Origin of the sequence: Erwinia sp. BNK-24-b, assembly GCF_047456155.1 — a bacterium.
Lineage (GTDB): Bacteria > Pseudomonadota > Gammaproteobacteria > Enterobacterales > Enterobacteriaceae > Erwinia > Erwinia phyllosphaerae.
This window is the reverse complement of sequence record NZ_CP179901.1, coordinates 1,687,927-1,708,591: the sequence shown is the minus strand read 5'-3', so window position 1 is coordinate 1,708,591 and position 20,665 is coordinate 1,687,927. Positions and strand designations below refer to the sequence as shown.

Annotated in this window: 19 protein-coding genes and 2 pseudogenes; 7 read left to right on the top strand and 14 right to left on the bottom strand. The window is 53.5% G+C overall.

All coding sequences use genetic code 11. From position 1 onward, the window contains the following. Positions 1-250 precede the first annotated feature (250 nt). The 8 genes from ACMGGR_RS07590 to ACMGGR_RS07555 all read right to left on the bottom strand — a co-directional run bounded on the left by ACMGGR_RS07590 (position 251) and on the right by ACMGGR_RS07555 (position 10,152). Entirely contained in the window at positions 251-991 is a 741-nt protein-coding gene (locus ACMGGR_RS07590; protein ID WP_414148924.1) for an SDR family oxidoreductase, read from the bottom strand. Positions 992-1,211: 220 nt separating this feature from the next. Continuing rightward, positions 1,212-2,630 carry an amino acid permease gene (locus ACMGGR_RS07585; RefSeq protein ID WP_246757642.1) on the bottom strand — a complete coding sequence of 473 codons (1,419 nt, stop codon included), beginning with the start codon at positions 2,628-2,630 and terminating at the stop codon, positions 1,212-1,214. A gap of 10 nt (positions 2,631-2,640) precedes the next feature. Continuing rightward, positions 2,641-3,645, bottom strand: coding sequence for a succinylglutamate desuccinylase (astE, locus tag ACMGGR_RS07580; RefSeq protein WP_414148561.1), 1,005 nt, complete (start codon positions 3,643-3,645; stop codon positions 2,641-2,643). Continuing rightward, positions 3,629-4,972, bottom strand: coding sequence for an N-succinylarginine dihydrolase (gene astB, locus ACMGGR_RS07575; RefSeq protein WP_246757644.1), 1,344 nt, complete (start codon positions 4,970-4,972; stop codon positions 3,629-3,631). Before astB ends, astE begins: the two co-directional genes overlap by 17 nt. Before the next feature lie 13 nt (positions 4,973-4,985). Then, positions 4,986-6,452: a succinylglutamate-semialdehyde dehydrogenase gene (gene astD / locus ACMGGR_RS07570; RefSeq protein WP_414148560.1), complete on the bottom strand. Its 1,467-nt coding sequence runs from the start codon at positions 6,450-6,452 to the stop codon at positions 4,986-4,988. Next, positions 6,449-7,483 carry an arginine N-succinyltransferase gene (gene astA, locus ACMGGR_RS07565; protein ID WP_246757646.1) on the bottom strand — a complete coding sequence of 345 codons (1,035 nt, stop codon included), beginning with the start codon at positions 7,481-7,483 and terminating at the stop codon, positions 6,449-6,451. Before astA ends, astD begins: the two co-directional genes overlap by 4 nt. Before the next feature lie 15 nt (positions 7,484-7,498). Continuing rightward, a complete protein-coding gene (locus ACMGGR_RS07560) occupies positions 7,499-8,704 on the bottom strand; it encodes a bifunctional succinylornithine transaminase/acetylornithine transaminase (RefSeq protein ID WP_414148559.1) in 1,206 nt (401 codons plus the stop codon). A gap of 680 nt (positions 8,705-9,384) precedes the next feature. After that, the gene (locus ACMGGR_RS07555) at positions 9,385-10,152 is read right to left on the bottom strand and encodes an AraC family transcriptional regulator (protein WP_414148558.1); all 768 of its coding nucleotides are present in this window, start codon (positions 10,150-10,152) and stop codon (positions 9,385-9,387) included. Between the two features lie 108 nt (positions 10,153-10,260). Between ACMGGR_RS07555 and ACMGGR_RS07550 the strand changes: the two genes are divergently transcribed. Then, positions 10,261-11,049, top strand: a complete 789-nt coding sequence (locus ACMGGR_RS07550; protein ID WP_414148557.1) for a sulfite exporter TauE/SafE family protein — start codon at positions 10,261-10,263, stop codon at positions 11,047-11,049. A 290-nt stretch (positions 11,050-11,339) separates the two neighbouring features. On the opposite strand, the pseudogene ACMGGR_RS07545 reads toward ACMGGR_RS07550, so the two are convergent. Further along, positions 11,340-11,588: pseudogene (locus tag ACMGGR_RS07545) on the bottom strand (hypothetical protein); the annotation flags it as partial. Positions 11,589-11,605: 17 nt separating this feature from the next. Next, complete coding sequence (locus tag ACMGGR_RS07540; protein WP_414148556.1) at positions 11,606-12,517, bottom strand: LysR family transcriptional regulator; 912 nt, start codon at positions 12,515-12,517, stop codon at positions 11,606-11,608. A 165-nt stretch (positions 12,518-12,682) separates the two neighbouring features. Here ACMGGR_RS07540 and ACMGGR_RS07535 point away from each other — a divergent pair, with 165 nt between their 5' ends. The 4 genes and pseudogenes from ACMGGR_RS07535 (at position 12,683) to ACMGGR_RS07520 (ending at position 15,629) form a co-directional block, all read left to right on the top strand. Next, positions 12,683-13,381, top strand: coding sequence for a glutathione S-transferase family protein (locus ACMGGR_RS07535; protein WP_414148555.1), 699 nt, complete (start codon positions 12,683-12,685; stop codon positions 13,379-13,381). A gap of 438 nt (positions 13,382-13,819) precedes the next feature. After that, positions 13,820-13,900 (top strand): annotated as a pseudogene (locus tag ACMGGR_RS07530) (DUF1471 domain-containing protein); the annotation flags it as partial. Between the two features lie 272 nt (positions 13,901-14,172). Next, positions 14,173-14,679: an AAA family ATPase gene (locus tag ACMGGR_RS07525; RefSeq protein WP_414148554.1), complete on the top strand. Its 507-nt coding sequence runs from the start codon at positions 14,173-14,175 to the stop codon at positions 14,677-14,679. Between the two features lie 233 nt (positions 14,680-14,912). Continuing rightward, positions 14,913-15,629, top strand: a complete 717-nt coding sequence (locus tag ACMGGR_RS07520; protein ID WP_246757655.1) for an N-acyl homoserine lactonase family protein — start codon at positions 14,913-14,915, stop codon at positions 15,627-15,629. Between the two features lie 151 nt (positions 15,630-15,780). Here the strand turns inward: ACMGGR_RS07520 and ACMGGR_RS07515 are convergent, their stop codons facing one another. Then, positions 15,781-16,233 (bottom strand): acyltransferase, encoded by a 453-nt coding sequence (locus ACMGGR_RS07515; RefSeq protein WP_414148553.1) that lies wholly within the window; start codon positions 16,231-16,233, stop codon positions 15,781-15,783. 291 nt (positions 16,234-16,524) lie between these two features. On the opposite strand from ACMGGR_RS07515, the gene ACMGGR_RS07510 reads away from it, so the two are divergent. Continuing rightward, positions 16,525-16,956 (top strand): carboxymuconolactone decarboxylase family protein, encoded by a 432-nt coding sequence (locus tag ACMGGR_RS07510; protein WP_246757657.1) that lies wholly within the window; start codon positions 16,525-16,527, stop codon positions 16,954-16,956. A gap of 185 nt (positions 16,957-17,141) precedes the next feature. On the opposite strand, the gene ACMGGR_RS07505 is transcribed toward ACMGGR_RS07510, so the two are convergent. Then, a complete protein-coding gene (locus tag ACMGGR_RS07505) occupies positions 17,142-17,435 on the bottom strand; it encodes a DUF1330 domain-containing protein (RefSeq protein WP_246757658.1) in 294 nt (97 codons plus the stop codon). Positions 17,436-17,862: 427 nt separating this feature from the next. On the opposite strand from ACMGGR_RS07505, the gene ACMGGR_RS07500 reads away from it, so the two are divergent. Further along, positions 17,863-18,768, top strand: a complete 906-nt coding sequence (locus tag ACMGGR_RS07500; protein WP_414148923.1) for a LysR family transcriptional regulator — start codon at positions 17,863-17,865, stop codon at positions 18,766-18,768. A gap of 189 nt (positions 18,769-18,957) precedes the next feature. Here ACMGGR_RS07500 and ACMGGR_RS07495 read toward each other — a convergent pair whose 3' ends face one another. Together ACMGGR_RS07495 and ACMGGR_RS07490 are read right to left on the bottom strand one after the other, a co-directional pair. Next, complete coding sequence (locus ACMGGR_RS07495) at positions 18,958-19,905, bottom strand: hydroxyacid dehydrogenase (protein WP_414148552.1); 948 nt, start codon at positions 19,903-19,905, stop codon at positions 18,958-18,960. Further along, on the bottom strand, positions 19,902-20,597 hold the full coding sequence (locus tag ACMGGR_RS07490; protein WP_414148551.1) for an RraA family protein: 696 nt from the start codon (positions 20,595-20,597) through the stop codon (positions 19,902-19,904). The genes ACMGGR_RS07495 and ACMGGR_RS07490 overlap by 4 nt, the downstream gene beginning before the upstream one ends. Positions 20,598-20,665 lie beyond the last annotated feature (68 nt).

The window sequence follows — 20,665 nt, the reverse complement described above, 5'->3', positions numbered from 1 at the left end:
ATGGCTTTACCTGGATAAACGGCGTGAAACACGGAAATTTTCGACTTTACTTTCCTAGGGCCTCCAGGCATTTCTGAAGGCTGTATAGCCCCAAAAAACCGCAGTGATTTTCTGAGTATTCGCCAGTACTTGCTTAGCACTCAAACCCGAAAACTGCCTGACGAGTTGGTAACCTACGACGAGATTGAGGTGGTTACCGATGGAAATTAAACGCCTGCCTCTGGGAAGCTGTCGCCACCCTGGTAAAAAATCAGTAATGTACCAGTCCGCCATCTACAGCGTACTGGCTGCCGGTAACGTAAGATGCGTCATCAGACAGGAGGAAAAGTGCAACTGCAGCGGCTTCTTCTGCTGTTCCTGCACGCCCCAGAGGGACCTGACTTACCACAAAATCTTCAAACTGCTGACGCGACTCTTCTGGCATAAAATGCCTGAAGTTCGTTTCAATTGCTCCCGGCACCAGAGTGTTAGCGCGGATACCGCGTTCAGCCAGAGCGGCAGCCCAGCTTTTAACCATAGCGATAACCGCACCTTTCGTCGCTGCGTATAAACTTGTCATTGCCGCACCTTCATACACAGAAGAAGATGAAGTTACCAGAACAGATGCGCCTGAACTAAGGGAACCGGAGAGAGCTGCCAGCTGAAGCATCGGACCTCGTACATTAGTATTCATCATACGATTAAAGGCCTCTGCCGTTACTGACTCCGGAGAGCTTACCTCAGCGAAACCGGCATTGAGCCACAATCCATCAAGCGAACCCCAGCCGCTAATAGCGGTCTGCAGCGCATTAATATCTGCTTCGCTGGCAGCATCGCTTTTAAGAATAAGCGATGTTTCAGGCAGTAGATTACGGGCGCATTCCAGCCTTTTTTCATTGAGTCCTGTAATGGCTACATGACCGCCTTCTCTGACAATGCGCTGAGCACCTGCCAACCCCATACCGCTGGAACCGCCAGTAATCAGTACGCGTTTACCCTCAAATCTGCTCACGTTTACTCTCTCATTTGGCTTTAACATTCTCGAACACATTACAAAAAATAAACATCAGCGGTCATCTGTTTCAGCATGCAACTATGACCTTACAGATTGACTATCTGCTTCCGGCTGTGAGCTTAACGGGTCAATGCAACGCTCTCCACCAGACTGGTGGATACCGCCTTCCTGCCCGAAGGCGGCACCGGCTTGTGTCGTCTTTTCTTTTTTCCAGCGGTCAGGAGCTGCTAATCGCTCTCAGCGCCTGCGCTTTGCGCGCCTTTACTCTCCAGACAATCCACAATAGTCCGAACCAGAACGGCATGGCGCACAGCGCGGCCAGCGTATCGGGGTCGAACACCATAATGACCACCGAGAAGGCAAAAAACAGCAGGCTAAGCCAGCTCATCACAATACCCGCTGGCATTTTAAAGCGAGATTGCGCATGCAGTTCAGGACACTGCTTGCGGTAAGCCAGATAGGCCACCAGGATCATACCCCAGCTATAAATCACCAGTATCGCCGCCAGCGTCGAGACGATGGTAAACAGCGTCATCACGTCGGGTACCAGAAAGAGCAGTAGCGTACCGCTTAGCATACAGCAGCAGGAAAAAAGCAGGCTGCGCACCGGGATGCGCGTGGTTCGCGACAGAATGCGAAACTGCCAGTGGGCATGATTCTCAACCGACAGGCCGTAGAGCATGCGGGTGCTGGAGTAGACGCCGCTGTTGGCGGAAGACATGGCGGAGGTCAGCGCCACAAAGTTGATGATCGCGGCGGCGGCGGGCAGCCCTGCCTTGTCAAACAGCGTAACAAACGGGCTGACGTCTGGCGAAATGGCCGCCCAGGAGGTCACGGCGATAATCACGATCATTGAGAGCATATAGAAGATAATAATGCGCAGCGGAATAGCCTTGATCGCTTTCGGCAGGATTACCTGCGGATCGCGAGTTTCGGCGGTCATGGTGCCGAGCAGTTCGATACCGGTATAGGAGAAAATGGCGATCTGAAAACCGGCCAGAAACCCCGTCACGCCATGCGGCAGAAACACCGCCGAGTCGGTGAGATGATGCAGCGAAGCCTGCACCCCGTCCGGCGAAGTCCAGCCGGTAGCGACCATCCAAATCCCGGTAAAAATCAGCGCGACAATGGTTATCACTTTAATCAGTGCAAACCAGAACTCCGCCTCGCCGAACATTTTGACCGACAGCAGGTTGAACATACAAAGAACGCCAAGAGTGATCAGCGCCGGTATCCAGGCGGACATCTCGGGAAACCAGTACTGCATATAGCCGCCGCACACCACCACGTCGGCGATGCAGGTGACCACCCAGCTCAGCCAGTAGGACCAGCCAAGATAAAAGCTCGCTTTCGGCCCCAGGTAATCCGCTACAAAATCGGCGAAGGAACGGTAGTCGAGTTTTGATAGCAGCACCTCGCCCATCGCGCGCATTACCATATACATAAAAAATCCGACCAGCGCGTAGATGATCAGTATAGAGGTGCCCGCCACGGCGATATTTTTTCCGGCGCCCATAAACAGCCCGGTGCCGATCGCGCCGCCCAGCGCGATCATCTGAATATGGCGCTCGCTCAGCCCCCGCTCCAGCTGTGGGGAGGAGGATGCTGACGGCGCATGCGGTTCTTTAACGGTCATGGCAATTCCTTCAGTGATGAGGCAAAAGATCCGGTTTTAGCAGTAGACCGGCGCGTAAACCCGGCGCGACGCTGGCGTTGGGAAACAGGATCCAGGGCGCGGCGTCGTCCACGCGCCAGCTTTTGTCGTTCTCGCAGGCGATCTCATAGCCCGCCGGAAGCCGGGTAAAATTCTCTACCGTCGGATCAAGGTTAAGCCTGAAGCTGCTGCTGGTTTTGATAATGCTCTGCGCCACGGTAAAGAAGCGCATCGGCGGCTGTGTTCTTGTCGGCAACGCGCTGCCTGCCAACAGAGCGCGGATGGCGTTGTCGACGGCGGCGAAGCGACCGAGCTGGTTTTGCCCGAACGGCCGCGCTTTTCCCAGCTCAAGCGTGCAGCTCTGCGCGCCGAAGGTTTCGCTGAGGTAGTGGCTGAAGGTGCCGCCCGGCGCGGTATGCTGCACCACCGCATCCAGCTCGCAGGCTGCCAGCAGCGCGTAAAACGCCGCGCTGTAGCGATGCTGATGGAAAGGGATCAAGGCAAACTGCGGAAAACGCGAGCCGCGGATCGCCGTATGCATATCAAGGTGAACGCGTGGCAACGCACCCTCCGCCTCCACCCGCTGGAAAAATGCGGCGGTCACCTGTTCCAGCTGCGCCGCGCGACGGCTCTCGTTGCCCGGCACGGCGTTGCGGTGACGACCGCTGAACAACCGGTTCATATCGCTGTGCAGATAGCGCTTTCCGGCGCGCAGCGCGGGCGGATTGCCAAACACCACCAGCAGCGCCTGGCTGAGCCGCTGTTCGCCCGCCATCAGTGACGCCAGCAGCGCGCTCAGCATCTCCACCGGCGCGGTTTCATTGCCGTGGATCCCGGCGGAGATCACCACCGCCCCGGTGGGATGCGCAGGCAGCAGCTGTAACACCCCCTCTTCCAGCCAGCTCGCCTGCAGGGCGGCGGGAAAGCGCAAGTTGCGCAGCCGACAGTTAAGCAGCGCCTCAATAATCGTCTCGCCCTTCTCAGCGCTGAAAGTCATAGATGCTCCCCAGCGCCAGGATCTGCGTCAGCTCGTCCAGCGCCTGACGAACCTCGCGCAGCAGTTGCGGATCCACCAAATCGCGGCTGTGCAGCCGGTCGCGATAGTGCTTTTCCACCCAGCGAGTCAGCTGCTGATAGCTCGCGTCGTTCATCAGACTGCCGCTATTGACGGCGGTGCGCTCCGCCTCGTTCAGCACCACGCGCAGCCGCAGGCAAGCGGGTCCGCCGCCGTTACGCATACTTTCGCGCAGGTCGAATAGCTGGATCTCGTCGATGGGCGAGCCAGCACGCGTCGTCATCTCGTTCAGGTAGCGCCAGACGTTCTCGCGCTGGCGACACTCCTCCGGCACCACGATTATCATTTTCCCGTCAGGCTTGCTCAGCAGCTGGCTGTTGAACAGATAGGAAGCGACGGTATCCTGTAGCGAGATGCGATCCTGCGGCACTTCAACGCTCTCAAACGGTATGTCCAGCGCGGCGCTCTTTTCGCGCAGCTGGTCCAGCAGCCGATCCTGATCGACAAAGGCGTTCTGATGGTGAAACAGCACATGCCGGTTGCTGACCGCAATCACATCGTTGTGAAACACGCCGCTGTCGATGGCCTGGGGGTTCTGCTGGGCAAACAGGGTGTAGTCAGGATGAAGCTGGTGCAGGCGCGCCACCGCTTCGCTCGCTTCCAGCGTCTGACGCGCCGGATAACGCTGCGGCGCGATGCCGCCGCCAAAGGCGCGACGGCCATAGACGAACAACTGAATGCCCTGCCGATCGTAGTCGCCGCAAAACCGATTATGGTTAGCCGCACCCTCGTCGCCTAAATCGCTCTGCTGCGGCAGCGCGTCGTGATGGCTGAAGTGGGCGTCGTTGTTGAAGGTGGCGCGCAGGATCGCCGAGGTCACCGGCGCTTCGAGCGAGCGGTGCAGCTTGTTATTAAGATTCGCCACGGTGAAATGTACCCGGCCATCGGCGCTGTCTGCCGAAGGCGATACCGTCGCCGCGTTCGCCGTCCACATTGACGACGCGGAGCTGAGCGCGGAAAGCAGATGCGGTGACGCCGCCGCCGCGCGTGCCAGCACCTGAGTATCGCTGCCGCTGAAGCCGAGCGCACGCAGCGCGTCAATGTTGGGGCGTGGCTGCGGCGGCAAAATTCCCTGCACGAAGCCGCGATCCGCCAGCGCTTTCATTTTCGCCAATCCCTGTAGCGCCGCCTTGCGCGGGTTCGACAGGCCGTCGCGGTTATGTAACGAAGCCTCGTTTCCGACCGACAGCCCTGCATAGTGATGCGTCGGGCCAACCAGCCCGTCAAAGTTTGCTTCATAGCCAGACATAGAAACCTCAGTATCAGAAAGGAAGGCCCGGAGCAGGCGTGGCGGGCAATGTCAGCACATCGCTGGTGAGCGAGGCCATCGGCCAGGCGCAGTAGTCAGCCGCATACCAGGCGGAGGGGCGGTGATTGCCGGAGGCACCAACGCCGCCGAAGGGTGCGCTGCTGGAGGCCCCGGTCAGCGGTCGGTTCCAGTTAACAATCCCGGCGCGCGCCGTCTCTGTCAGCCGTTCGAACAGCGCCGCATCAGGCGAAACCAGCCCGACCGCCAGGCCGTAGCGCGTCTTGTTCGCCAGCCGGATCGCCTCGTCGAAGTCGGTATAGCGCATCACGCTCAGCAGCGGGCCGAAGTACTCTTCGTCCGGCGCGTCAATACCGGTGATTTCGATAATGCCGGGCGTCAGGCGAGTGGCCAGCGCCTCGGGCTGACGCATCGCCAGCAGGCTTTTACCCCCCAGCGCCAGCAGCCTCTGCTGCGCCTCCAGCATCGCCTGAGCCGCCTGCAACGAAATCACGCCCCCCATAAAGGGCTGCGGCTGGGCATTCCACTGACCAACGCGGATCTGCGTGCTGGCCTCTACCAGGCGGGCCAGCAGCGCGTCACCCTGCGCACCGCTTTTTACCAGCAGGCGGCGGGCGCAGGTGCAGCGCTGGCCGGCCGAGATAAAAGCGGACTGAATAACCAGCTGAACCGCGGCGTCGAGGTCGCTATAGTCGTCGACGATCAGCGCGTTATTACCGCCCATCTCCAGTGCCAGCATTTTCTCCGGCTGGCCGGCAAGATAGCGGTGGAAATGAAAGCCCGCCGCCGCGCTACCGGTAAACAGTACGCCGTCGATCTGCGGGTTCTCCAGCAGCGCTTTGCCCGTCTCCTTCGCGCCCTGCACCAGATTCAGCACGCCATCCGGTAAGCCAGCCTGCTGCCAGAGACGCAGAGTCAGATCTGCCGTGGCGGGCGTCAGCTCGCTCGGTTTGAATACCAGCGTATTGCCCGCGATCAGAGCAGGAATAATATGTCCATTCGGCAGATGTCCGGGGAAGTTATAAGGCCCGAACACCGCCATCACGCCGTGTGGCTTATGGCGTAGCTGCGCCTTACCGTCGGCCATCGCCACTTCGCTAAAGCCGGTGCGCTGCGTCCATGCCTGCTGCGAAATCGCCGATTTGCCGATCATCGCCTGGACTTCGGTACGGGTTTCCCACAGTGGCTTGCTGGTCTCCTGCGAAATCAGCGTGGCCAGCTGCTCTTTCGCCTCCGTCAGACAGGCGGCGAAGCGCGTGACGATCTCCATACGCGCCTCTACAGGCAGACGCGCCCAGCGCGGAAATGCTTCGCGCGCCGCATCGCAAGCCAGGCTGACGTCAGCCTCATCCGCGCTTTGCGCCTGCCAGAGGATCTGCTGGTCGTCCGGGGAATATTTGGTCAGGCGCGGGCCATTGCCCTGGCGCCACGTGCCGGCGATAAAGTGTGCTGCATAGCTCATAAAGAGTTCTCTTCAGGATTAAGGGAAACCAGACGCAATTTGTCAGCCTCGCCGACCTGCATCGCGCGGCGCTGGGCGTCGTTAAGCACCAGGGAGCGGCCGTCGGCGGCGGGCTGCACCAGCACGGCACAGAAATGTTCGAAATCGTCGCGGGCGACGATGCAGGGCGCGCAGCCTTCAGCCAGCACCTCGCCCGCCCGTCCGGCCATGACGATGCGGCTGTCGCGGATAGCGCGGATGGCGTCGGTTTCCGCCTCTAGCACCGGACCGGCATCGAAAATATCGACGGAGCCGCGCCAGCTAAAACCCTCTTTTTCCAGGATAGCTCTGGCGGGCGCGGTACGCGGATGCACTTCGCCAATCGCTCGCTGCGCCGCGGCGGGCAGCAGCGATATATAGATCGGCCACGAGGGCATCAGTTCGGCAATAAAGGTTTTCATGCCGGTGCCGGTCAGGCGATCGGCTTCGGAAAAGGCGATTTCGAAAAAGTGGTGCCCCAGCGCGTCCCAGAACGGTGAGGTGCCCTGCTCATCTACCACCCCGCGCATCTCGGCAAACAGATGTGAGGAGAAAAGCTGGCGGTGCGCGGCGATAAAGAGCAGGCGTGCTTTTGACAGCAGCAAACCGTTACGGTTGACCTGATAGTCCGGGTCGAGAAACAGCGTACAGAGTTCGCTGTGGCCGGTATGGTCATAGCACAGGTGCAGCAGCTCCTGATTTTTATAGACGCCGATCTCACGTGAGGCGCGCACGCTGCGCTGAATACGGAAGTTATAAAAGGGCTCGTTCAGCCCGACCGCAACTTCAATCGCGCTGATGCCGACTACGCGCGCAGTCAGCGGATCTTCCAGCACAAAGAGAAAACCCTGTTGCGCGCGCGGCAGCCGTCCCGCGAAGGTGTCGATACTGCCGCGAATACGCGCCCGCAGACGCGCCTCGTCATGTGGCAGTGAGGTCATCCCAACGCCAGCGCGCGCAGCGAGCCGCAGGATATCGGGCAAATCGGATTCTTTTACCGGACGAAACAGCACGGCAGTTCTCCTCTGTTAGCCGACAAAGCGGGCGATGGCACGCTCAAGCCGCGTAAACGCCGTCTCCAGGTCGCTGAAGGGTATGTTCAGCGCTGGCGCGAAACGCAGCACGTCCGGCCCGGCGATCAGGGCGATGACCCCCTCTTCCGCCGCCAGATTGGTCAGGGTTTTGGCTTTGCCGCGATAGTTCGCTGCCAGCTCGGCACCAATCAGCAGGCCTGCACCGCGGATATCGCTGAACACCTCAAACTGCGCGGTCAGCGCGCCTAATCGCTCCACGATCCAGTCGTGACGCGCTTTCACCCCTTCCAGCAGCGCGCTGTCGAGTTGCGCCAGTACGCTGTTGGCGACGGTAGCGGCCAGCGGGTTGCCGCCGAAGGTGGTACCGTGCGTGCCGGGTTGAAACGCCTGCGCCCAGGCGTCGCGCGTCAGCATCGCGCCGATGGGGAAGCCGCCGCCCAGCCCTTTGGCGCTGGTTAAAATATCTGGCTCAACCCCATAGTGCTGGTAAGCGTAAAGCGAACCAGTGCGCCCGGCACCGGTCTGCACCTCGTCAAAAATCAGCGCGGCGTGGTAGCGATCGCAAAGCTGACGCAGCCCCTGCAGGAAAGCGGGATCGGCAGGACGAACGCCGCCCTCGCCGATAATCGGCTCGACGATCACGGCGCAGGTGCGTTCAGATATATGGTCGCTGACGGCCTGTAAATCGTTGTAGGGCAGATGGGTGATATCACCGGGCAGTGGCGCATAGTCCGCCGAGTACTTCGGCTGGCCGCCGACCGTCACGGTAAAAAGGGTGCGCCCGTGGAAGGCGTTCTGAAAGGCGATAATTTCGCTTTTGCCTTTGCCGTGGCGGTCGGCAGCAACTTTACGTGCCAGCTTGAGCGCCGCCTCGTTGGCTTCCGCGCCGGAGTTACAGAAAAAGACCTTGTCGGCAAAAGTGGACTCCACCAGGGTTTTCGCCAGCTGCAGCACCGGTTCGTTGGTATAGCCGTTGCCGATATGCCACAGCCGGTCAATCTGCGCTTTAAGCGCTTCGGCCAGGTGAGGATTGGCATGTCCCAGCGCGTTAACCGCAATGCCGCCGGCCAGATCGATATAGGTTTTGCCCTGTTGATCCCAGACGTGCGAACCGCTGGCTTTTACCGGAATAAATGGCGCAGGAGAAAAACAGGGCACCATATATTTATCGAAATCGTCGCGGTGTGGACGTGCAGACATTGTCATTTCTCCTGAAATGAAAAAAGGGAATATCGGCGAAACGGATCTATGTATTTGGCAGGAAAGTTAATCAGCGCGATTAATTAATCATATCGCGATCGATATTGACCATTAAATAGATAGCCATGCCGGGTTCGGGTGAAGTTTGATTAAATCAATCTGTTCCTTCCGTTTTAAGTGAGGATGATATTTACCGCCCGCCGTAACAAAGTCAATACATCGTGGAGACATTCTATTCACTTTTTGACCCCTTTCAAAGATCTGAAAGAAATGGAAAAAATCTTTTTTATGCAGCTTTACTGCATACAATTTGCATAAAAATGCACTGTATAAGGCGGTAAAAAATTGATTAATTATTCATATGCGCACCGCAATAATTTTTCATTTTATTTTTTGCAGCCTGGCAAAAAAAGCACGTAAAAAATTAATGTCAGCCTTACTGCCGTTAATCCAACCGGGATTTATCTTATTGCCTCGAGACATTTAACGGTTCGCTGTTGATATTCTCCTGCGAATGGATGACGAAGCCATTCATCATTGTGCAGGCTATCTTGTCAGGCGGAATTAGATAATCATCGATATTTTTGTTGCGGCGCGACACTTTTTCAATGCGTAGTAATAAGGTCCGTTTATCGCCTGGAGCTGACCATTTCCATAACAGAAATTAAAGGCCGGATCGCTTAAATCGGGTGATAAAAAGAGGGGGACTGGCCTGTTACGCGGCGGAACATGGTCGCAAACGATGAACCGTTATCATAACCAAGAGACAGCGCCACTTCGTTTACCGGTTTGCCCGATATTAGCCACGTCAGCGCACTGACCACACAGGCTCGCTGACGCCAGCCGGAAAATGACATGCCCGTTTGCTGCAGGAAATGACGACGAAAGGTGCTGGCGCTCATAAACATCGCCCTGCCCCAGCGTTCGGCTGGATCGTGGATAGTCGGAGCGAGCAAAAACGCCTGGCACAGCGCCAGCAGCGCAGGATGCTGCGGCAGCGGAATATCGAACGCGCGCACCGGCATGGCTGCCAGTTCCAGTAACAGCAGGTTCATCAGCGCACGATCGCGATCGCTGTCGTAGAGCGGCGGTAAATCTACCGCTTCAAGCAGTAGCTGACGCAAAAGTGGCGATACGCTTATGACCTCGCAGCGACTGCCATGATTTAACCGCGCTGCGCATTCTGGATTTATATACAGGCTCCGCGTGGTTACGCCCACAAACTTTACAGCGTGCAGTGTTTGAGGAGGGATCCATACTGCATGCTGCGGGGGTACCACCCATTCTCCGTCACGGGTTGATACATGCATCTGACCGGTTGCGCCATACAGCAGTTGCGCGCGGCGATGCTGATGGGAGGCCAGTAAAAACCCCTGCGCATAGTCATTACCAATCGCGACCACATCACGCTGCATAAAATCGACATCATCAATGCTTACGTTGCGCACTTTTGTCTCCCTCTGACCGTTTTGCAAGGGTAATTGAGTGTTTCGCAAAGGGGAAGCGGTGTGTAGAGGCGATAAGCTATCAATCCATTTCCACTGCGGAACATTCCCTTGAACGATATTCTCATTATTGCGCTGGCAGGCTTTACCACCGGCATTACGACGGTGCTGTTTGGCTTTGGCGGCGGTTTCGTCGTCGTACCCTTTGTTTACCAGCTGTTACGCCACCAGCCTGAAATGGCCGGAAATGCGATGCATATAGCTGTCGCCACCTCGACGGCGGTCATGATATTTAACGCAGGATGGATCAGCTATCGAAACTGGCGTGCAAGCGCCATCTCAACGCAGGCATGTTTGCCGCTGGTGTGGTTTATTGCCGCTGGCGCGGTGGTCGGCTCATGGCTGGCAGGGCTATTAAGCGAAGAACCGATCCGCCTACTGTTTATCTTTTATATGCTGGTAACGATTGGCGATTGCCTGCTTCGCAAAGGTTTCTTCAGCGGTAGCCTTCCGCGTCGTTTATCGCTGGCATCGGCGACGGGCGGCGGCATCCTGATTGGCATAATCGCAGCTTTGCTCGGTGTTGGCGGCAGCGTAATGACGGTGCCGTTGCTGCGGCGGCACGGCTACTCTATGCGCGACTGCATCAGCGCCGCTACCCTGCTTTCTCTGCCGGTGGCGCTGTGCGGAACCATCATTTATGTAATCGACGGATGGCAAAAAATTCCGGTAAGCGGCTTCCTGGGCTTTGTGAACCTGAAGATCATGGCCTTGCTGGTCTTAACGGGACTGGCCGGTATTCTGATTACCCGAAGAACGTCCCCCGCCATACCGGACGTCTGGCATGCGCGAATTTATGTGCTGCTATTGTGCTCTGTGCTGCTGGCAATGCTGCTGTAAGCACTAGTGCCGATAAAAACCTGTTGAGGTGCTTCCTGATTGGTCATTCCTGCCTCTCAACTCAGTTCTAAGAAATAAAAAACTTCCGTTATCCCCAGAAGATTGGAACCGCGATGGGCGTTTAATGGCTTGCGAAATCACGAGCGATATAATTTCTAAAGATTTGAAAGCATAGCCTGTTTCGCCACGTACCGGAAAAGCTTACTTAGCGATGATTAAAGGCCGCTTTTCGGACAGAGCGGGCGCATGACCAGCAGCGGCGGCTTTGAGCGAGGAGCGGTAGTACGAAATTATTCCCAGCGCCGAGTGTGCATTACTAACATTGTCGTGAGGTAATTAAAGGTGACGAGCAGATCCGGATAGTACTTTCGGAGTTTGTCTTTAAAACTGTACGGTATAACAACGGGTTGTTCCTGATAAAATGAAACCTGATCGCTACGCTCCAACCGCGTCATGATATTAAGTTCAAGTCCGGACTCGTACTGGACGGTGCGTGCGAGCTTTTGTGAGTAAAAATGACCGGCGATATCCGAATCATTGGAGCGTATCCTGTAAGTCATGATTTAACTGCTGAACGCAAGAACTCTACAAATGCGCGAACCCGCGCCGACAGATGACGATTCTGGGGGTAGAGAATCGAAAATGGGCGAGAGCGGCCGCCGTATTTTTGAAGGACCTCGACAAGGTCTCCACGCCTTAAAGCGTCTCCCACTGCAAAACTATAGGTTTGATAAAGGCCTCCGCCTGCGTTAACCCAGGCGACAGCCCCTAACGCATCATTAAGTACACGCATCCTGCTCGTTATCTGTTTCTCGATTAGAGTCCCTGATTCATCGGTAAACAGCCACTGCAGCGGGCGCCCTGTATTGGGTGATATGTACTGGATACAATCATGTTGATTGAGGTCATCAATACGATATGGTTCACCTTTTTTTGCAAGATATGCCGGAGTTCCGAATACCCCAAGCGAGGCGTTCTCAAGCTTGAAGGCGACAAGACGCGAATCTTGAGGAACGCCTAGCCTGATTGCCAGATCGAAGCCCTCTTCAACAAAGTCGATTATTTTGTCCGAGATACTAATCTCAATATCGATCTGCGGATAAAGCTCAGTGAACCTGGGCATTAAGGGTAAAAGGCGAAATGTTCCGTAAGCAGCACTGACGCTAATGCGTAGCGGTCCGCTAGGAATGGTTTGTGAACCCGTGATCGCTCGCTCAGCCTCGGCGATTTGCTCAAGCGCCAGATGACACTCTTTCCAATAGAGCTCGCCCTCCGTTGTAAGCTTGACAGCGCGGGTGGTCCGCAAGAAAAGACGTACTCCAAGGCGCTGCTCGAGCCGACTGATCGACCGACTGACTGCGGCCGGCGTCAAACCGAGAATCTCAGCCGCACCGGTGAAGCTGCCGGTCTCCGCTGCTCTACAGAACTGTTCAATGCTGCCAGGCTGAAGTGGGCTACCCGTTGCCATATTGATTACCATTTGTAATAAATGAATTGATTGTTACACGGTTTATTAACCAAAAGCTACGCATTAAAGTATGTCTACTACTTCAGCAACAACGCATCAAGGCCCCGCGACTCAAGCAGTGCTCGGTCTTGGCCTACACCTCGACCTACTTTTAGGAGCTACACAATGACCAGCAAACTGAACGTTTTCACTTCGCCTTCGGCTTTCCCTAACCCACAGCGCCTGCGCCTGTTTATGCATGAAAAAGGGATCGCAGATCAGTTCAAGGAGACTATTTACGACATGACGCCGGTTGGCGAACAGCGTGGATGGCGTCACCTGAAAATGAATGCCTGGGGTGAGACGCCGACCCTTGAGCTCGCTGACGGTAGCTATATCTCCGAAACTGCAGCTGTGGTCCGGTACCTGGACCAGTCCTACCCGGGCCGCAAGATCATGGGGGATACGCCGCTGGAGCAGGGCCTGGACAACATGTGGGATAACCGCATCTGGGTTCACATCCTGTATCGAATCGTCACGGCTTTCCACGTTCTGCATACCGGTCTCGGCTTCAAACTCGAACTGACGAAGAACGAAGCCTGGGGCGAACACTGCCGCAAAGAAGCGTTAGCGCATGCTGCACTGGTCAATAAACATCTTTCCGACGGGCGCCAATGGCTGCTGGGGGGCGAAGAGCCTACTTTCTCCGACATCACGCTGGCAACCGCGATCGCGTTCTCGAAGTTCCCGGTAAATGCTACGCCGCTGGACGAACGTTTCGAGTTTCTGGACGCATACTGGCAGCGCTGGCAACAGCGTCCGGGTTTCCAGGCTGCATATGCTGACCGAAGCAGCGGTATCCCTGAGCTCGATAATAAAGCGTGATCTGACTTTAAAGTTGCGCAAAACCCAGCCGTGGATTTCGCGCGTTCAAAGAGGTCTACTTTGGGGCGGTAGTGGGCAGGCATGGGAGTCTGCTTCGGCCGAGGATAGTCGGTTCAGTGAGATTAAAGCTAACGCCAAATGCGTTGCGCGGCAGATCGGAAGAATACCTTGCCAGTGATAAAGGGTTGTGACACTGCCTGAATGGTCTGGATGCAGTAAAGGCGGCCCACTAAGTACTACTGATAACACAAAGCCGCCTTCAGGCGGCTTTTTCATTGTACATGATGCTGAAGAAATCCTTATTGAGAATACTTATCACCGAGATAGTCAGGGCGATCACAATACCAGTATTTATTGTTAACATAGCGATAGTAACTATGATTATTACCTCCTCGAAAGCGAACAAGCTTTCAACCATACAAACTATAGATAAAAACCATGAAAACCTTCAAAGCAATGTCTATCGCCGTCGCCGCCGCTCTTTCACTGATGTCAGCAGCCAGCTTCGCACAGAGCGTGATGAACACTAATGTTTAAACATCCGCACCTGACATAAAGCGAACTGTTGAACAGTCACTGTCTGCAATAAGCGAGAAGCAGACATGCAAAATTAAAAGTGAAGCAATGGCTGCTTTTATAGTCTTAACCTGCTAGTTTGAAAGCGATGAAAACTTACTCAGCGTTGTCTTATTCATTCATTATTATCACCTTTCAGGCTAAGGTGGGATAACGTTTGCCATTTTCCCGCCGGTAAGGTGGGCCTTACCGGGAGCAATCCAGTGAGGTAAACAATGGATATCACCAGTGCCACATCATCTGAAAAACCGACTCTGCATCTGTTATGTGGGAAAATTGCTTCAGGTAAATCTACGTTATCAACAAAATTAGGAGCTGCCTTCCGTACGGTCATTATCAACGAGGATAGTTGGCTTGCTGCACTCTATGGAAATGAAATGCAATCAGTCGCTGATTATGTGCAGTACTCCGCCAGGCTCAGAAACGCCTTGAACCCCCATCTGGTATCGTTACTCAAAGCGGGGATATCAGTTGTCCTGGACTTCCCCGCAAATACACGAACAAATCGTGAATGGATGATGAGTATCATCAAAGAGTCTGGTGCCGCAAATCGCCTGCATTTCCTGAACGTGCCAGATGAAGTGTGTAAAAGCCGGTTACGTGCCCGCAATGCAGAAGATACTCACCATTTTGCAGCTTCAGATAAACAATTTGAGATTATAACAAGTTACTTCTCAGAACCATCTTTTGACGAAGGGTTTGATATTATTGAATACAGATGAATTTATTTTCCGCACATAAGCCGCGAGCTGGCGGCTTTTAATTTTTCCAACGCTTATTGATACTCAGGTCATAACGACCACAACTTACGTTCCAGGCACAAAGCGGTCTGTTGAACAGTCACTGTCTGCGATGAGCGAAATACAGAAGTTAGAATTTATCAGGTAAATCTTTTTGGATATTCTGTAGGAGGAAATATATTCATCTACCTTTAAACATACTATGGAAAAATGTTATGCGTCTTTACATGCTTTACCTGGGTACTATGCAGCCAGGGGAGATACCGGTACCAGGATATTTGATTCAAACAGACGAGGGGTTTAATATTTTGGTCGATACTGGCTGGCCTCGCTCCTTTGTAGATACGCCTGTAAATCCGCCGGATCTTACAATTCAGATTAGGCCCGAGGATACAGTTACTGCTCGTCTCAAAGCCATCGGCGTTAGTCCGGCCGATATTGACTACCTTATATGCACCCATCTTGATGAAGACCATTCCGGCAATCATGATTTATTTAGCAGTGCCGAATTCATCATTCAGAAAGAACATTATGAGTTGGCCAGAAGTGGACATCCCCGTTTCGAAGCAAATCGTACATCATGGGATCATCCTGCTCTCCAGTATCGTTTGATAGAGGGTGATTATGAGCTTGTACCGGGAGTCACGTTGCTCGAAACCAGCGGACATGTCCCCGGGCACCAGTCCCTTTTATTGCGACTTCCTGAAACAGGGGTTGTTTTGCTTGCAGCCGATGCTGTTATGCATCATTCGATGGCAGATGCGGCTACACGTCAGATATACGTTACAGATATGGATGATGAGACCGGTATAAGGCGGAGTACACGGAAAATTGCAGATATCGCTGCAAGTGAAAATGCAGCGTTTGTGGTCTACGGGCATGATACTGAACAGTGGGCATCGTTACGTCTATCCCCAGCCTTTTATGAATAACTGTCTACTTATTGATGCACCACATTTTTGAAATGTCCGCTTCTGGCACAAAATTGCCTTAATGCAAGGTTCAATAGCCAGTTTTGAGCGAGAAACGGACGTCTTTTGGGCTAAAAGGAAGATGAATTTAGGGAAAATGCAGAGATAATGTTTAAAGTTTTCTCAGAAGCCGAGCGGGATTGCCAGCATATATTCCTTTTACCTGCACGGGCTTTGTAACCACGCTACCTGCGCCAATTACCGCACCACCACAAATTTCCGTTGTTAAAATTGTTGCGCCACTGCCCACTGTTACTGCGTTGCCCAATACAATATTTATCCAGCTTTTTGCAGAAGCATCAGGACCACCACTTTTGAAAAGGTCGTTAGCAAAGGTTACACCATGACCTATAAAGCAGTCCTCACCTAAGATAACGTTTTCACAAACGAAAGTGTGAGATTGTACTTTGGTTCTGTCGCCTATAATGCATCCCTTTTGTATTTCTACAAACGGCCCTACAAAAACATCATCGCCCAGCTCACATTCATAGATGTTTACCGGCATGACTACTTTCACATTTTTACCTTGTTCTACGCCACGAATGCCGCTTTCAATAATTTTCATATCAGCTGTGTCCTTACTTGAGATGATTCGGCTCAGAATGGCTTAAAAAGCTCTAAACAGTCTTTTAGCCCTACCTGGTGGTCAAACTAACCTACTCACATATTCGAACACAATGATGATTGCAAGGCTCATGTCTGGCACGAAGCAGCCAGATGCAGGCGTGTAGTCCGCTATGAGCGAAAAGCGGACAGGATCCATGCATCTTCCCTGCTCCTTCAGGAGCACTCTGGATCACTTCAAGACAGACAGAAACGTATAATATCTTCAGCCTACATCTTAAGGAGATATCCAATGTCCCAACTTCGTTTGCCTTATACCTCGCTTTCGGGAGAAGCCTATGCAGGCCTGGCATCTACAAAAAAGGCGCTTGAGAAAAGTACGTTAGGAAAAGAACTTATCGAATTCGTTTACCTGCGAATATCACAGATAAACGGCTGCGCTTTCTGTCTGGAAATGCATGCAAAGTCTTTGCGGACTGCAGGTGTGGATAATGCAAAAATTGACGCGCTTTCAGGATGGAAAGTAAGTTCTCGTTTTAATGATAAGGAAAGAGCGGCACTGGACTGGACGGAGGCATTAGTCAACGTAAGTGAGACATTCGGAAAGGATAGTTATTTTAACCCTCTGAAAGCTCACTTTAGTGATACAGAAATTTCTGATCTGACTTTTGCAATTTCCCTGATGTCTGCTTTTAATCGCCTGGCTATTGGAATGCGTCAATAATCTGGCTTTAGCTTATCTTGATATTACCTATCCTCTTTCATAAGGCTTTATCAGACAGCCACCATCCCGGCCCTGTTTTAGGGCATACCCAACCGAGTTTAACCAACGTCCGCTTCTGGCACAAAGCGGACATGCGTCCAGTAACGTCCGCTTTGAGCGAAAAGCGGACCTGTCAGTTTATTGTATTAGAGGCCTGCCCCTTCAACCAACACAAACGTTCCGGTTGCAGCACCCGCCCGTATCAATCTGGCAGCCTGATATTCAGGACTTTCGTAAAAACGTTTGGCCTCATCAAAAGAGTCAAATTCAAATATGACATGTTTATCATGAGATTCTCCTTCAAGATTTTCATATTGTCCGGACCAGGCAATTATTTTCGGATTGAAAGCCTGCATCGCCTCCCCTGCGGCTCTGGCATATTCAGAATAGGCAACCCTATCCGAGACGGTCACGTGAGCGATTAAATAACCTTTATTCATTTCTCTTTATCCTTTATAAGCGGTGCTGTATTACTGCATAAGCACACAGACCGGCGTAAAATTAGCTAAAGTGTTTTAAAATATTCAACTTAATTGTGCAGCTGGGTCCTCCATAGAGGTTGGCGAACCGGACAGAATGACATCGGCCTCACAGAGTTTTACCCAGTCTTGCTCAGTTATATTTCCCTCAGAGTTAATAGTAATCAGCGAGGTACTGGCACCTTCAGCTACCGCCGCCGCCATTCGTGCCGTATGCCCATAGCCGGAGTGATAGATAACAACGGCTTCAGTCTTTTCAAAATTTCAGTCATCTTAGTTGCCTTTATACGGAGTCATGGAGGATATGCGTTGTGAAAGCAGTGTATTTGGTATTAGTATTGCCTTAAATAACGAAAAAAATAACGCACTGTTACTCGGTTGGTTAACAATGAAAGATCTGGAAGCGCTGATTGTTTTTGCACGAGTGGCAGAAATGAAGAGTTTTACCCGGGCTGCAGAAAGTCTCGGAATTCATAAAGGACGCGCGTCAGTCTTGGTGCGTGAGCTCGAACAGCAGACAGGCGCAACCCTACTTCACCGGACAACAAGGACAGTGCAATTAACGGAAGACGGGCGGGCGTTTTATTCGCGTGCGCGTGATCTGTTATCCGAAGCGGAGGAACTGCAGGCAATGTTTTCTCAGGGCGGCATGTCACTGCGGGGCAGGATACGCGTTGATATGCCCGCTGTACTGGCACAAAGCGTGGTAATCCCCGCTTTGCCGGAGTTGCTGGAAGCACACCCAGACCTGGAAATAGAACTTTCAAGTACCGATCGCCGTGTTGATCTCGTCGAGGAAGGATTTGACTGCGTTGTCCGTCTCGGGCCCATAGTTGATGAAACACTGATTGCTCGGCCGCTGGGCCATCTGCGCATGATTAATGCGGCAAGTCCGGATTATCTGGACCGGTTCGGGGTTCCGGAAACGCTCGATGATCTTGTCAGCCAGGGACACAGGATGGTGCATTACATGCGAAATTTTGGTTCTAAACCTGAAGGCTGGGAGTATCCGACAGGCAATGGCTACAAGACTCTGCTGTTACCTGGCTCGGTGAGGGTCAACAGTGTGCCAGCTTACCATGAAGCAGGGCTGGCGGGTTTAGGCTTAATCCAGGGCGGTTATTCCTCTCTCTTGCCTCATATAAAAGGCGGAACGCTGACTGAAGTACTGCCCGGTTTGCTTCCCGAGCCGCTGGCCGCTTCTTTTGTCGTCGCGCACCGACGCAGCCTTTCTCAGCGCGTAAGAGCCTTTATGAAATGGACAGAAGAAATTTTAAAACCTTACTTTGCCTGAGTTAGCTTTTATTTTTTCGATGTCCAAAATGAAGCAAACAATGTCTGTTCCTGACACATAGTGGACTCTGTGCAGGTTAATGTCCGCTCAGAGCGAAAAGCTGACCTTTCTCTTGTGACAAAAAATAATGCATAAGTTATAGCAGCCCCGAACGAGCCGGAGCTGTTAAAAAACAGGAGGGAATAAAAATTAGTACGTCGTCTCTGTCTGAGATAACTCCTGTAGCACCTGCAAAATGTTGGCCGCTGCGGTTGTACCCATTTTCACGTAAGAGGCGTCGCTTACGCCACCAACGTGCGGAGACAGAATGACATTTTCGACCTGCTCCCAGATGTGCGGCGTGGTTAATGGTTCACAGCTAAAGCTATCGAGCGCCGCCCCGCGCAACGTCCCCCCTTTTAATGCCGCTGCCAGCGCCGCATCGTCGATCAATCCGCCCCGCGCGGTATTGACCAGGATGGCGCCGGGTTTACACTGTGCCAGCGTAACGGCATTTATCATTCCCCGATTTTGTTGCGTTAAGGGACAATGAAGAGATACAACATCAGCCTGCGTAAGAAGATTTTTGAGTACATCAACACGTTCGCATCCGGGGGGAACCGTGGCGGCATAAGGATCGTAAGCCAGCACCTTCATACCGAAGGCGCCGGCAATTTTCGCTACGCGACTGCCAATCGCACCCAGACCAATCAGCCCCAGCGTTTTGCCTTCCAGTTCGAGCGATTTATGCGTCGATTTATCCCAGTGCCCTTCGCGCAGGCGGCGGTCAAGCGGAATGATTGACTTGGCACAGGCCAGAATTAATGCCCAGGCGTGTTCTGAAACCGCCGCGGCGTTAGCGCCTGTCGCTGCACGAACCATCACGCCGCGCGCCGCCGCCGCTTCGACGTCAATTACATCAATGCCGCTGCCATGTTTGGAAATTACCTTCAATGCCGGAGCGGCATCCATCACAGATGCTGTAATCTTGCCATAGCGCACTAATATGGCGACCGGATTATGCTGCTGGCATAATTCTATTAGTTGGTTTTCTGATGGTTGGCGACCAGCAAATACGAGTTCATAATCTTCCAGCATGCCGAGCGCCGCTTCAGCCAAATCGCTGCCGGTTACCAGTACGACTTTTTTAACGCTCATGGCAATACCTCCCCTTCGCTCAGCATACCCGCCTGACGCAAAGCGTTCTCCAGCCAGTGTGGGCGAAGATCGCCGTCGTGGATAGCCGACAGACGTTTTACCTCCCCTTCCAGTTTACCTTTCGCCAGCTCAATGATGGTGCCTACTTCATCGCGGGGGATAACCACGACGCCGTCAATATCCCCAACCACCAGGTCTCCCGCCTGCACCGCGGCGCCCGCGACCGAAATAGCATGATTGACCCGGCCTGGAATGAACTTGGTAGGGCCGCACGGATTGAGACCGGCTGCAAAAACAGGAAAGCTTTGTTTACTTAAGGTTTCAGCATCGCGAACTGCGCCGTCAATGATGATACCTGCGATGCCGCTGGCCTGTGCCTGCGTTGCCATGATCTCACCCAGTAAAGCGCAAGAGAGATCGCCCTTGCCGTCTATCACTAACACGTCGCCAGGTTTGGCGACGGCCATCGCAGCGTGAATAGCCAGGTTATCTCCCGGGCGGACCTCTACGGTAATCGCCGGGCCAGCCACAGCCATGTGCGGCGCCAGTGGCTTGATACGTCCATGTAATGTGCCGCGGCGTCCGGCCACATCAGCGAGAATCGCCGCCTGATATTCGGCGGCCTGACGGACCTCTTCCGCGCTAACGCGCTCAATATTCAAATTTATTAATTTCTGTTGTGAGGCAGGCATGGTTAGTCTCCATTTGTTTTACTGTGTACAACATTGATGTACTATATAAAACAACTATACGAGCATTG